Origin of the sequence: Microbacterium sp. NPDC076768, assembly GCF_040687205.1 — a bacterium.
In the GTDB taxonomy this organism is placed as follows: Bacteria; Actinomycetota; Actinomycetes; order Actinomycetales; family Microbacteriaceae; genus Microbacterium.
In genome coordinates, this window is the sequence record NZ_JBFBMU010000001.1 from 1,097,354 (window position 1) to 1,109,692 (window position 12,339).

Annotated in this window: 12 protein-coding genes; 6 read left to right on the forward strand and 6 right to left on the reverse strand. The window is 63.8% G+C overall.

The features are described 5' to 3' along the window. Positions 1-7 precede the first annotated feature (7 nt). The 4 genes from AB0O87_RS05450 to AB0O87_RS05465 all read right to left on the reverse strand — a co-directional run bounded on the left by AB0O87_RS05450 (position 8) and on the right by AB0O87_RS05465 (position 2,602). Positions 8-913 (reverse strand): SDR family NAD(P)-dependent oxidoreductase, encoded by a 906-nt coding sequence (locus AB0O87_RS05450; protein ID WP_363512429.1) that lies wholly within the window; start codon positions 911-913, stop codon positions 8-10. Between the two features lie 34 nt (positions 914-947). Then, complete coding sequence (locus AB0O87_RS05455) at positions 948-1,634, reverse strand: cation transporter (protein WP_363512431.1); 687 nt, start codon at positions 1,632-1,634, stop codon at positions 948-950. Further along, positions 1,634-1,969 carry a metalloregulator ArsR/SmtB family transcription factor gene (locus tag AB0O87_RS05460; RefSeq protein ID WP_363512433.1) on the reverse strand — a complete coding sequence of 112 codons (336 nt, stop codon included), beginning with the start codon at positions 1,967-1,969 and terminating at the stop codon, positions 1,634-1,636. Before AB0O87_RS05460 ends, AB0O87_RS05455 begins: the two co-directional genes overlap by 1 nt. Before the next feature lie 93 nt (positions 1,970-2,062). Then, the gene (locus AB0O87_RS05465) at positions 2,063-2,602 is read right to left on the reverse strand and encodes a small multidrug efflux protein (RefSeq protein WP_363512435.1); all 540 of its coding nucleotides are present in this window, start codon (positions 2,600-2,602) and stop codon (positions 2,063-2,065) included. Between the two features lie 156 nt (positions 2,603-2,758). Between AB0O87_RS05465 and AB0O87_RS05470 the strand changes: the two genes are divergently transcribed. The 3 genes from AB0O87_RS05470 (at position 2,759) to thrC (ending at position 6,060) form a co-directional block, all read left to right on the forward strand. Then, positions 2,759-3,958 (forward strand): histidine kinase, encoded by a 1,200-nt coding sequence (locus AB0O87_RS05470; RefSeq protein ID WP_363512437.1) that lies wholly within the window; start codon positions 2,759-2,761, stop codon positions 3,956-3,958. Next, positions 3,955-4,557: a response regulator transcription factor gene (locus tag AB0O87_RS05475; protein WP_363512439.1), complete on the forward strand. Its 603-nt coding sequence runs from the start codon at positions 3,955-3,957 to the stop codon at positions 4,555-4,557. Before AB0O87_RS05470 ends, AB0O87_RS05475 begins: the two co-directional genes overlap by 4 nt. A 99-nt stretch (positions 4,558-4,656) precedes the next feature. Then, the gene (gene thrC, locus AB0O87_RS05480) at positions 4,657-6,060 is read left to right on the forward strand and encodes a threonine synthase (RefSeq protein ID WP_363512441.1); all 1,404 of its coding nucleotides are present in this window, start codon (positions 4,657-4,659) and stop codon (positions 6,058-6,060) included. A 48-nt stretch (positions 6,061-6,108) separates the two neighbouring features. Here thrC and AB0O87_RS05485 read toward each other — a convergent pair whose 3' ends face one another. Beyond that, positions 6,109-6,330, reverse strand: a complete 222-nt coding sequence (locus AB0O87_RS05485) for a hypothetical protein (RefSeq protein WP_363512443.1) — start codon at positions 6,328-6,330, stop codon at positions 6,109-6,111. Positions 6,331-6,445: 115 nt separating this feature from the next. On the opposite strand from AB0O87_RS05485, the gene AB0O87_RS05490 reads away from it, so the two are divergent. After that, positions 6,446-7,786: a M20/M25/M40 family metallo-hydrolase gene (locus AB0O87_RS05490; protein WP_363512445.1), complete on the forward strand. Its 1,341-nt coding sequence runs from the start codon at positions 6,446-6,448 to the stop codon at positions 7,784-7,786. A gap of 55 nt (positions 7,787-7,841) precedes the next feature. Further along, on the forward strand, positions 7,842-9,302 hold the full coding sequence (locus tag AB0O87_RS05495; RefSeq protein ID WP_363512446.1) for an MFS transporter: 1,461 nt from the start codon (positions 7,842-7,844) through the stop codon (positions 9,300-9,302). 17 nt (positions 9,303-9,319) lie between these two features. Here the strand turns inward: AB0O87_RS05495 and AB0O87_RS05500 are convergent, their stop codons facing one another. Next, the gene (locus AB0O87_RS05500; protein WP_363512448.1) at positions 9,320-10,828 is read right to left on the reverse strand and encodes a PucR family transcriptional regulator ligand-binding domain-containing protein; all 1,509 of its coding nucleotides are present in this window, start codon (positions 10,826-10,828) and stop codon (positions 9,320-9,322) included. A gap of 98 nt (positions 10,829-10,926) precedes the next feature. Between AB0O87_RS05500 and gabT the strand changes: the two genes are divergently transcribed. Next, the gene (gabT, locus tag AB0O87_RS05505; RefSeq protein ID WP_363512450.1) at positions 10,927-12,288 is read left to right on the forward strand and encodes a 4-aminobutyrate--2-oxoglutarate transaminase; all 1,362 of its coding nucleotides are present in this window, start codon (positions 10,927-10,929) and stop codon (positions 12,286-12,288) included. Positions 12,289-12,339: the final 51 nt, after the last annotated feature.

Here is a 12,339-nt window from a genome sequence, read left to right on the forward strand (position 1 = left end):
TCCCCGCTTAATCGGGGAAGGGCACCTCGGTGAGTCGTTCAGCCGCTGCCCACAGGGCAGCTCCCGTTTCTGGCGAACGGACCTCGTCAGACGCGCTCACGCGCACCGGCGCTCCGCGGAACTCATTGAGCCCACTCGGACCCCAATAGTCGCCATTGGCAATGTCTATGCCGGTGGTGGCATGCACGATCGGCAACGCTGCGCCATCTTTGCCCTGCACGAGCACGCGGGTTGGCTTCGCGAGGGTGCGCACCAAACGAGAAACCTCCGCGAGGCCTGGTCGGGGCGGAGTGAGCGGGTCAACCGCATAGCCGGGGTGGGCGCAGACCGCGATGCGTTGAGAGTCAGACCACCGCTCGGCAAGCGCGAATGTGAATGCCATCAGTGCCGCTTTCGAGCGTCCGTAGTGCCGGAGTGAGGCGCCCTGCCACTGGGTTCCGATGCTCGCAGGGTCAAGCGGAGCGAACCGGTGGGCGAGTGAACCGACCGTCACGACCCTGGCGTCAGGAGTGAGTAACGGTTCTAGCTGAGCGACGAGCGCGAAGTGGCCGAGAAAATTTGTACCGACCATCAAGTCGAACCCGTCGCTGGTGCGGTCGGTGTGCTTTGCCGCTTTCACGCCCGCGTTGCAGATGATCGCATCGAGTGGTTCCGCCACCTCGGCGGCGGCGAGGGCCACGCTCTCGAGCGATCCGAGATCGAGGGGGATGATGCGTAGGTCCGCATCCTTCACCTGGCTCAGGATCGCCGCCACGGCGATCTCTGCACGCTCGGGGGAGCGGCATCCGAGCAGCACCCGTGCACCGCGCGCCGCGAGCTGTTCCGCGCACCAGTAGCCGATGCCGGCGTTTGCTCCCGTGATGAGAACGGTGCGGCCGCGCAGATCTGCCGGCGGGAGGGGAGAGGTATCCATCTCTCCAACTTAGGCGGAGCGGGCGCCGTTGACGCTAGTGGTGGTGGTCGTGCCCATGGTCATGGTCGTGGTGATCGTCGTCTTCGTCTTCCAAGAGCATTCCGACAGACGTCGCGCACGCATCGCCCTTCCACGCTTCAATTCCCTCTCGCAGCGCGAACACGGCGATGACCAACCCGGCGACCGCATCGGCCCACCACCAGCCGAAGAGCGAGTTGGCGACGAGTCCGACCAGCACTGCGGCAGAAAGATAGGTGCAGATGAGGGTTTGCTTCGAGTCGGCTACCGCGGTGGCCGATCCCAGTTCGCGTCCTGCACGTCGCTCAGCGAAGGAGAGAAAGGGCATCACCGCGACGCTGACGGCGGTGAGGATAATGCCGATCGTGCTGTGTTCCGGACGCTCCATCGTGATCAGCGCGGAGACGGAGGTTGCGGTGACGTAGATCGCCAGAGCAAAGAAAGCGACAGCGATCACGCGCAGTGTCGGCTTTTCCCAGCGCTCAGGATCGCGGCGGGTGAACTGCCATGCGACGGCCGCCGCAGACAGCACCTCAATTGTGGAGTCCAGTCCGAAACCGACCAGAGCGGCAGACGAGGCGATGGTTCCGGCGGTGATCGCGATGATCGCCTCGATGAGGTTGTACGCGATCGTGATGCCGACGATCAGGCGGATGCGGCGGTGCAGCGTTTCGCGACGCGCGGCGGAGGCTGTCGTCGTCATCAGCAGGTGCAGCTTTCGCCCGTGCAGCAGTCTGGCTCGACAAGAAGTGTGACGCGCATCAGCATGTCGAGCGCAGGCGCGAGATGACGATCGGCCAGGCGGTAGCTGCTGCGGCGGCCATCGGGCTCACTCTCCACCAGTCCGCACCCGCGGAGGCAGGCGAGGTGGTTTGACATTGCCTGCCGTGAGACGCCGAGGGTTTCTGCCAAATCGGCGGGGTAGCGGGGGGATTCCCTCAGCGCCAGCAAGACGCCGGCGCGGGTGGGATCAGAGAGGGCGTGACCCAATCGGGCGACTGCCGCTGTGTGGGTGAGCGACGCGAGGGCGGAGGTCATGCTCCAACAGTACACAAAAGGATGAACTCAGGGGACGATGAACTAGCAGAGGGGGAGCGCGACCTCAGATCGCGCTCCCCCCTCTTGGCTATGTCAGCTGATCGGTAGGAGTGCGTTTTCGATGACGAAAGCGATGATGCTGGTCCACCCGATGATCGCGAGTGCCTGCCAGAACAAGACTCGTGCCTTGCTGATCCCCATTGCCGCCAGCGTCGTCGCGGTGAACTGTGTGGGTAGCAGCAACGGTCCAAGCAGGCTGACTCCCGGTACGCCGTAGCGCTCCAACGCACGCTGAAACTTCTGATGACGGGCCGAAGTGGGGGTGTGGGGTGCCGGTTCGACTTCGACATCGGTTGCGATTCCACCAGCGAGTGCCAGCTGCTTCGCCTTCGTACGGTTGACGACGGCAGCGCGGGCACCTGAGCTCAGCGTCACCAGCACGGCGACGCAGACGAAGTTCCCGACGATGGCGGCGATCACAGCGATCACGGGGCTGATTCCACCGATAATGCCGATGCTGGCTGCCCCCTCGCCCTCGATGAACGGAACAGCTCCGGCAAGTGCGACGACAAGCGGCTGCACAAGCTCGGGAACCTGGGCTACTAGGTTCTGAAAGTTCTCGATGAGGTTCATGGGGTGCTCCCGGCTGTTGGTTCGAAACGGTGTCTCCGTTGCGATGACCTCAGTCCACCGGAACAGGAGCCAGCGCGGCAGTGTCGAGCTGTCACCGCTTTGCAGGTGGATTGCACGACGTATCCGTGACAACTGTCACGCCCGTATCGTGAGACCGTGACCAGCCCCAACGAGCCCTTCATTCCCGTCGCAAACCGGCCGGGAGCTCGCCATCTGTCGCGCGGTATCACCGTCGCATGGTGGTACACCGTGGCGGGGATACTGACCATCGAGCTAGTCATGATCGGGGCATGGGCGGCCATCGCCCTCGTGCTCGATCGACAGAGCTTCAGCAGCCTGATCGTGGCGGGGGGAGGGCTCATCTGGTGTGCGTCGACCGTGTTCATGATGCTCGACTATCGGCGCAGGTCTGACGAAGAGTCAGCTGTGCGCTGGAGACGCCTCGCTGCGCCGATTCTGGTGGCTGTCCTCTACGGCGCTGCCGCCGGCGCAGTTGTAGGGAGTTGGCAGTTGGCGCTGATCCCCATCGTGCAGGCGCTTGTGCTGCTCAACTGGCCGCGCGGAGTGCGCTACAAAGTGGTGGTCGCGGTCACCATCCTGCTCATTGCGCTCGCCGCTATCGACTCGCCGCTCGGGGACTCGCCGGAGGGGGATTCGCTGTTCGTTGCCGTCATCACGGTAATCCTTCCGGCGGTGACTGTCAGCTCGCTCTGGTGGTGGGATGTGCTGATCACTCTCGATCGGGCGCGCGCGTCGGAGGCGAAGCTCGCCGCCACCCAAGAGCGGCTCAGGGTGGCCACCGACGTGCACGACCTGCAGGGGCATCATCTTCAGGTCATTGCGTTGCAACTTGAGTTGGCGGAGAGGCTACTCCCAGACACCCCGGAAGAGGGGATGGAGCAACTGCGTGCCGCCCGCGTGAGCGTCGATGACGCACGCCGGGGTACGAGAGATCTGGCAATGCGTTTTCGTTCAGTGCCATTGGGTGACGAGTTGGCCAACGCCCGCGATCTGCTCACCGCAGCCGGTCTTGAAGTTGAGGCGGTAATAGACGCGGCTGCCAATTCTGCGCCCGCATCAGCGCTGGGCCCTGTCATCCGAGAGACGACAACTAACGTGCTGCGACACGGCGGCGGAAAGCGTGCGCGCCTTTCGTTGACGCGAACAGCTGACGCATGGCGATACGAAATTGCCAACGATCCGGCGCCAGGGGGAGAGCATGAAACAGACGGTTCAGGGTTGGCCGGTGTGCAACGCCGAATTGAAGAAGCAGACGGTGCTGTGGAGATTCGCCGCAGTGCGCACGACTTCATGGTCGTGGTGACCGTGCCACCGGCGGGGGAGGGTGCGAGATGATCCGCGTATTGCTCGCCGATGACGAGGGAATGATTCGCTCGGCTCTTGCGGCACTGTTGCGGTTGGAGCCAGACATCGAGGTGGTCGCGGAGTGCGCCGACGGCGAGAGTGCCGTTGCCGAAGCTCTGCGCGTGCAGCCAGACGTGTGCCTTTTAGACCTCGAGATGCCAGGCCTCGACGGGGTGCAAGTGGCAGAAAAGCTGAATAAGGCAATCGTGACGCGCTGCGTCGTCGTGACCCGCCACGCTCGCCCCGGCGTGCTGCGTCGCGCCCTGGCGTCGGGCGTTTCTGGATTCTTGCCCAAATCGCGGGGGGCAGACGAAGTCGCAGCCGTGATCCGGCGGGTGGCAGCCGGTGCCCGATATGTCGATCCGGAGGTCGCAGCCGACGCGCTAAGTGATGAGCGCTCGCCACTCACCGGTCGGGAGCTCGATGTTTTGAGGGCAGGGCGTCGCGGGGAGACCACGGGTCAAATCGCCAAAGCGCTCGCCCTCGCCCCCGGTACCGTGCGTAACCACATCTCGGTGATCTTGGGAAAGCTCGCGGTGAGCACGCGGCAACAGGCGGTGCTGATCGCCGAAGAGCGTGGGTGGATCTAACCTGCCGTCCGCGGGCACGGAGGGATCCGTCACAGCGTCAACGCGGCGCGCGTTGGCCTGCGAGAATGGACACGCCGAGTCCAGAGCCGAGGAGCCAACGTGCAATTCATCTCCACCCGCGGCGGCATGCAGCCGCAGTCCTTCAGCGAGACGCTCCTGGAGGGTCTCGCCCCCGATGGCGGATTGGCTGTACCCGAGGCCATGCCAACTGTTGACGGCGAGACGCTGGAGCGCTGGCGCGCGTTGACCTACCCGCAGCTGGCGACTGAAGTGCTCGGGCTCTTCGCCACCGACGTTCCGCGTGCCGATCTGGCACGAATGACCGATGCTGCATACGCCGACTTCCCCGATGGCGTGGTTCCGCTGCGCGCAATCGACGCTGACCTGACGCTCGTCGGCCTTTCTGAGGGGCCAACGCTGGCGTTCAAAGACATGGCCATGCAGTTCCTCGGACAGGCGCTCGAGTACACCCTGGAGCGCAACGACTCGGTTCTCAATATTCTTGGTGCCACCTCCGGCGACACCGGTTCGGCGGCAGAGCACGCATTGCGTGGCAAAGACCGCGTGTCGGTCTTCATGCTGTCTCCCCAGGGCCGCATGAGTGCCTTCCAGCGGGCGCAGATGTTCTCGCTCGACGATGCGAATGTGCACAACATCACGGTCGAGGGCGTCTTTGACGACTGCCAGAACTTGGTGAAGAAACTTGCAGGCGATCTGGACTTCAAGCGCGCGCAACACCTGGGCGCGGTGAACTCCATCAACCTCGCTCGCATCACTGCGCAGACTGTCTATTACTTCTGGGCCTGGTTGCGGGCGACAGATGCGGGCGGTTGGACGGAGGTGTCGTTCACGGTGCCTTCTGGCAATTTCGGCAACATTCTCTCCGGGTTCTTCGCGAAGCAGATGGGACTGCCTATTCGCCGTCTCGTGCTCGCGGCGAACGAGAACAACGTGCTCGATGAGTTCTTCCGTACCGGCATCTACCGTCCGCGGAGCGCCGCCCAGACACTCGCTACTTCGAGCCCGTCGATGGATATCTCTAAGGCCTCCAACCTCGAGCGTTTCATCTTCGAGTTGGTCGGACGCGACCCTGCCCGTGTGGTGGGCGCGTGGGACGATCTCGAAGCCCAGGGCTACTTCGACTTCACTGCTGAGCAGGAGCGGTTCGTCGAGGAGTTCGGCATCGTCAGCGGTACCTCAACCCACGAAGACAGGCTTGCCACGATCCGTGCGGTCTACGAGACGACAGGCGAGGTCATCGATCCGCACACGGCAGACGGCGTCAAGGTGGGCCGTGAATACATCGAGCCTGGTGTGCCGATGCTCGTGCTGGAGACTGCGAAGCCAGAAAAGTTCGCCGAAACTATCCACGAGGCCATCGGCGTGGAGCTGGGGTACGCGCCTGAGCTGCAGGCGATGCTCGATGCTCCGCAGCACGTGACCGAGATGGCGGATGACGAGCATGCACTCCGTTCATTCATCGAAGTGAACGCACTGCACTGAGCTCACGCCTCGGGCGTGGGTGGACGAACGCTTTCGCTCTCCGCAGCGCTAGCCGCGGTCGAGTCCGAAGTTGCGCTTAACGAGCGCTTGCACGTCTCGGTCGAGACCCTCGATTTTCGTGTTCAGAGCTCCGAGTTGCGCAGTGACCCCGCCAATCTCGGTCTTGATGATGCGGACGAACAGGGTCGAGATGAGCGTCATCATCGCGATCACCACCGCGATGGCGGAGATGATCAAAGTCCAGGTTTGCGGTTCGGTCAAGGTCGGCACGCTCTCATTCTCGGTGGAAGCTCCCATCTTGCCAAGGGCAAACCCTCGCCCACGGTGAATGGGGAGAAGGTGGTTCCGTGGCGATCTGTGGAGGGCCCCTCGATACGATGGAAACGTGACGATACCGACAGTGCGCCCCGGCATCGCCGAACGGCTTTCGCAGATGATTCGCATCCCCACCGTCTCGGCCGAGCTCGATGAGCGTGGTTCTGAGCCGTTCGAGCAGTTCGTTGCACTGATCGCCGAGCTGTATCCGCTCGTGCATCAGCAGCTACACCTGGAACGGCACACTGACTTCGGACTCCTGTTCCACTGGAAGGGAAGCGGCGAAGCTACCGGCGGTCCCGCCGTGCTGATGGCCCATTACGACGTCGTGCCTGTCGATGAAAGTGATGCGTGGACACACCCCCCTTTTGCCGGTGTGATTGCCGATGGCTCGGTTTATGGCCGCGGAACCTTGGACGACAAGGGCCCATTGATCGTCGTTCTCGAAGCGGTCGAGAACCTGCTCGCTGACGGTTTCGTGCCGCCGCGCGACGTTTACCTCTCTTTCGGCGGCAACGAGGAGACCTACGGCAAGGCTGCTGAAGAGATCGCGGGAGTGCTGCGCGATCGCGGGATTGTGCCTTGGCTGGTGGTCGATGAGGGTGGCGCTGTCGTCGACGCACCACTGCCGTTTGTTCCCGGTCGAGCGGCGATGATCGGTGTCGGTGAGAAAGGCGTGATGACGCTTCGCCTGACAACCCGCGGCGAGGGTGGACATGCGTCAGCGCCACCATCTCTTACCGCGGTGCGACGCATCGCCAGAGCTGTCGACCGGCTGGGGCCCACGACTTTCCGTCCACGCGCCTCGAAGGCGATCCTCCGGATGCTGTCGCAGCTGTCTGTGCAGACGCCGGGCCCGGCCAAACATCTGCTCCGGCTGCTCGGCTCGGCGCCCCTGCTGACCGCTCAAGTTTTCGCTGCCCTCGGTGGCGAACCGGCAGCGCTGGTGCGCACGACCGTCGCGCCCACCATGCAGTCCGGCGGCACAGCGGCAAACGTGCTGCCGTCGCAGGCATCAGCCACGGTGAACCTGCGCATTGCGCTGGGGGAGACCACCCAAGAGACCGTGTTTAGGGTGCGCAGACGCATTCGTGACCCACTCGTCGCCGTTCACGTGATCGAAGCGAGCGAGCCGTCGCCGGAGTCCGCAACAGACAACGCGCAGTTCTCGCTGCTCGCCTCAGCGCTTGAGGCTTCGTACCCGGGGGTGCCAGCCGTACCGTACGTGATGATGGCCGCCACCGACTCTCGTCACTTCCACCGATTCGCGCCAGCGGTGTACCGTTTCGCGCCGTTGGATATGTCAAACGCGCAGCGAGCCTCGATCCACGGTGTCGATGAAAGCGTCGAGATCGCCGCCCTGGAGCGGGGGGAGCGATTCCATCGGGCGCTCCTCGAACGGCTAGGGTGATTTCACCCGCTCTCTGTTTCGTACAGGGATATCCGCTTAGGAAGTAGGAGACGCGATGTCGCGCAATCGCACATTGGGCACGCTCGCCACCGTCGTCGGTTTCCTTGCCTTCGTGGAGTTCACCAGCGGTGTGCTGCAGGGCTACTACACGCCGATGCTCAGCGATATCGCGCGCAACCTCGGTATCCATGACGCGGACGTCAACTGGCTCGAAGGCGCGCAGCTCATGTTGTCTGCGCTGGTTGTTCCTGCCTTCGCGAAGCTCGGCGACATGGTGGGCCACAAGCGGATGCTGCTCATCTCGACTGCCATAACAGCGGCAGCCGCGTTGGTGCTTCCTTTCACCGACTCCTTTACTGTGTTCCTTGCCGCGTGGGCGCTGATGGGCTTCTACGTGGTGTGGCTTCCGTTGGAGATTGCGCTGATCTGGTCGCGCTCCCGGCGGATGGAGGGGCGCTCGTCTATCACCGCGAAGGCGGCGGGGCTTCTGGTGGCCGCTCTCGAAGGTGGCGCAATTATCGGCGCGCTCGTCGGAGGGGCGCTCATCGATGTGCTGCCGCTCACGGTGGTGTTGCTGATCCCCGCCCTGCTGATCGTGGTGTGTTTCTTCGTCATCCTGTTTGGCGTTACCGAGTCGCCAGATCCCGTGGGCGGGCTGTTTGACACGATCGGCCTCATCCTTATTTCTCTCGCTCTTGTCTGTTTCACTGGGGGGCTCAGCCTGCTTCGGCTCGAGGGTGGCCTGGTGAATCCCTGGTCGTGGGCCGTCGTTGTTTTCGGTCTGCTGCTTGTCATTCCTTTCGTGCTCTGGGAGCTACGTTGCAAGGATCCGCTGATTGATGTGCGGATGTTCCGCTCACCTGCACTCGGCCCTGTGTTCCTCACCGCTGGTTTGTTTGGGGTGAGCGTGCTGGGAGCCCAGGCGCCGCTTTCGACGTTCGCGCGCACCGATCCAGACATGTATGGCTATGGCCTCGGTACCGGTGGCTTCGCGACGTCGCTGATTATCGGCGGCTACCTGATCGCGATGATCGTGGGGGCGTTGTCTTTCGCGACAGCTGCCCGACTGGCAACACCGCGCTTCACTCTGATGGGGGCTTCGGTGCTGGTCGGCATCGGCTTCTTGATGTTCCTGCCCTTCCACGACACCTATGCCCAGGTCGTGACGAACATGGTGATCGTGGGGCTGGGATCTGGTGCGTTGGTTGCCGCGTTGCCTGCGGCTGCCGCCTCCGCCGCTCCGGCAACACAGACCGGTGTGGCGACAGGCCTCACGAACTCCGTCAAGACGGTCGGCGGAGCTATCGCTTCGTGTGTCTTTGGGATCGCGTTGCTGCAGGGTGTCGCAAGCACCGCGGCAGGAAGCGAAGGAACCGCTGGTTCTTTGGCCGGCTACTTCACGGTGTGGGTCGTCTGCGGAGCGACGGCGATTGTCGCCGCCATCATCCTGGTCTTTGTCCCGAAAACCGCGTTCACCGATCGCTTGGTCGACGCAGAGGTGACGCCGGTCATCTGACGGCTGTTGTCTTGCGTTCAGTCGCGGGCCGTGTGCAAGAGGGTCCAGAGTTCGGCTCTGGCGGGGAACGTCGACAGGTCGATTTCGAGCATCGCCCCTGCCTGAGCGATCCGGGAGCGCAACGTGTGTCTGTGTACGCCGAGCACAGCAGCGGCGAACTCGGTCTTGGCATCATGTTCCAGCCATGTCTGCAACGAACGTTCGAGTTCCGTGCTGTTCCGTTTGTCGTGCTCCCGAATGGGAGCAAGGCGCGACTCTGCGACGAGGCGGGCTTCATCGGTCGCCAGCGCGGTAAGAATGCTTGAGCCCACGGTGTCGGCGTATCGCGCGATGCCGGGCGATGCCTGCTGGCGGAGCGCGGTGACGGCCTGTGCATGCGCGCGATTGAACGAGGTATACGTCTCCTGGTCTGAGACGCCGATCCGACCGCCGAATCGCGCGGCCACCTGGTCCAGCAATTCCTCGTCAGCGGCGGAGACACACATCGTGACGCCGTCTTCAGAATCGGCGAGAAAGACCGGAGTGCCGTGCTCTGCGCGATGCCTCTCCCACCAGTCCGAGAGGGGGCCGGAGGGAACATCGGCAGCGACCGCCACCACCATTGGGGTGGGGGGAAGTCCGCCGAGCACACGCCTCGCGAGAGCAGGATCATCGGTGAGCAGAGACCGCAGCAACTGGGTGTGCAGTCGTCGACGGCGGCGCGCCAGCTGTCCGCTTTGCTCAAGTGCGAGCCCCGCCATCGCGATCACAGAGGTGACGACGGAGCGTGCTTCGGGGTCTAGCGAGTCGACGGCAAGCGCCATGACTCCGCGCAGGTGGCCGCCGCGTCCGATGGTGAAGAGCATGAAGGCATGCGCGTCGATCCGCAGGGACTGTCCTGTTTCGAGTCCGCGGGTCAAAATCTCTGCCACGCGATCGTCGAGCGCCTCCCGCACGTCAGGATCGATGGCATCGCGCGGACGCGACAAGCTCAGCGCCCCGGCCGTGTCGAACAGTCCCACCCAGACGCCCAGTCGCTTGCCGAGTTCTGAGACTGTCGCATCCAGGCCATGAGGGCGGAGTGCAGCGAGGGCCAGCGCGCGCTGGGTGTCCAGCGCCCACGACCGTCGTGCATACGCCTGAGCGGCAATCGCCTCGGAGTGGGCGCGAGCCACAGCGATGAACGGTGTGCGGTACGGCACCTCGAAAAGCGGAATCCCGTGTGCAGCGCAGGCTGTGACCAACGCTTCAGGGATGCCTGCTCTGTGTACCTCTGTGCCGAACCCCAAGCCCAGGATTCCCCGGTCTGCGAGCCGGCCAACGTAGGTGTCGATGTTCACGGCCTGGTCGAACTGCGTGCCAGTTGTCAGGAGGGCGAGATCTTCAGAGAGAAAAGGGGTGGGGTCAGCGAGGTCGGAGCTGTGCACCCATCGCAGCGGACGATCGAGCGCGCCAGCGGGGATCTCGCTTTCGCTGTGCACGAGCGAGAGTCCGAGGTCTCGACGGTTGAGCAGTGCGCGCAGGTTCGTTTCTGCGGTCGTAACCACGGCACCTTCTGACTCTTATACGAATTGGCGAGTATCTTCCAAATATTGTACAGAGCGGCGAGTGTGCTCGCCTCCTCCGTGGTCGTACGCTCACCAGCATGGCTCTTGTTGACACCTCAGCTCCTGCAGTCCCGCTCGGCGGGCCCGACCTTCCTCAGGAACGTCGCTTGGTAACGGATCTTCCTGGTCCTCGCTCCGCTGAGGTTCTGGCGCGCAAGGCCGATGCGGTGGCCGCGGGCGTCGGGCACAGCGTGCCGATTGCTGCGGTTGCTGCCGGTGGTGGAGTCGTGGTGGATGCGGATGGCAACTCGCTCATCGACCTCGGTTCCGGCATTGCGGTGACGTCTGTCGGAAACGCGCACCCGAAGATCGCTGCCGCCGTGGCCGCTCAGGTGGCGCAGTTCACCCACACCTGCTTCATGGTCTCGCCCTACGAGTCGTATGTCGGTGTCGCCGAAGCGCTCAACCGCGTGACGCCCGGGGATTTCGCCAAGAAGAGCGCCCTGTTCAACTCCGGCGCCGAGGCTGTGGAAAACGCGATCAAGATCGCTCGCAAGTACACCGGTCGCCAGGCGGTCGTTGCGTTCGACCACGGCTACCACGGTCGTACCAACCTGACGATGGCTCTTACCGCCAAGTCGATGCCATACAAGAGTGGATTCGGGCCCTTCGCTCCCGAGGTCTACCGGGCGCCGATGTCGTACCCCTTCCGGGACGGACTGGAGGGCAACGAGGCCGCAGCGCGTGTCATCCTCCAGCTGGAGAAGCAGATCGGCGCAGACAACTTGGCCGCTGTCGTCATCGAACCAATTCAGGGCGAGGGCGGATTCATCGTCCCCGCCGACGGATTCCTTCCCGCAATCGTCGAGTGGTGCCGCGCAAACGGCGTGGTGTTCATCGCCGATGAGGTGCAGACCGGCTTCGCCCGCACCGGACACATGTTCGCGAGCGAGATCTTCGGCATCGAGCCAGACCTCATTACAACGGCGAAGGGTATTGCTGGCGGTCTGCCGCTCGCGGCAGTCACCGGACGCGCAGAGATCATGGATGCCTCCCACGCTGGCGGCCTCGGTGGCACATACGGCGGCAACCCGATCGCCTGTGCGGCGGCGCTCGCCGCGATCGACGTGTTCGAGAACGACGGCGTGATCGCGCGTGCGCGCGAGATTGGTGCGATCCTCACCGAGCGACTTTCGGTAATCCAGCAGAGCGATGCACGTATCGGCGATGTGCGGGGCCACGGTGCGATGATCGCTGCCGAGTTCGTTGATCCCGAGACCAACGCTCCAGACGCTGCACTGACTGCTGCTGTCGCCAAGGCGTGCGTGGCCCAGGGCGTCATTGTGCTCACCTGCGGAACGTACGGCAACGTCATCCGCTTCCTGCCTCCGTTGTCTATCGGAGATGACTTGCTGAACGAAGGAATCGACGTCGTCGCAGCGGCTCTCGCCGCGGCATAAAAGCGTGAAGCCGCGCGCCGCGCGGCTTCCACCCCTGTCCGGTCGCGACCC

Bases quoted from the DNA above. Each gene is read 5' to 3' on its own strand.
- AB0O87_RS05450 (WP_363512429.1), bottom strand. From the start codon at position 913: ATGGATACCTCTCCCCTCCCGCCGGCAGATCTGCGCGGCCGCACCGTT.
- AB0O87_RS05455 (WP_363512431.1), bottom strand. From the start codon at position 1,634: ATGACGACGACAGCCTCCGCCGCGCGTCGCGAAACGCTGCACCGCCGC.
- AB0O87_RS05460 (WP_363512433.1), bottom strand. From the start codon at position 1,969: ATGACCTCCGCCCTCGCGTCGCTCACCCACACAGCGGCAGTCGCCCGA.
- AB0O87_RS05465 (WP_363512435.1), bottom strand. From the start codon at position 2,602: ATGAACCTCATCGAGAACTTTCAGAACCTAGTAGCCCAGGTTCCCGAG.
- AB0O87_RS05475 (WP_363512439.1), top strand. From the start codon at position 3,955: ATGATCCGCGTATTGCTCGCCGATGACGAGGGAATGATTCGCTCGGCT.
- AB0O87_RS05495 (WP_363512446.1), top strand. From the start codon at position 7,842: ATGTCGCGCAATCGCACATTGGGCACGCTCGCCACCGTCGTCGGTTTC.
- gabT (WP_363512450.1), top strand. From the start codon at position 10,927: ATGGCTCTTGTTGACACCTCAGCTCCTGCAGTCCCGCTCGGCGGGCCC.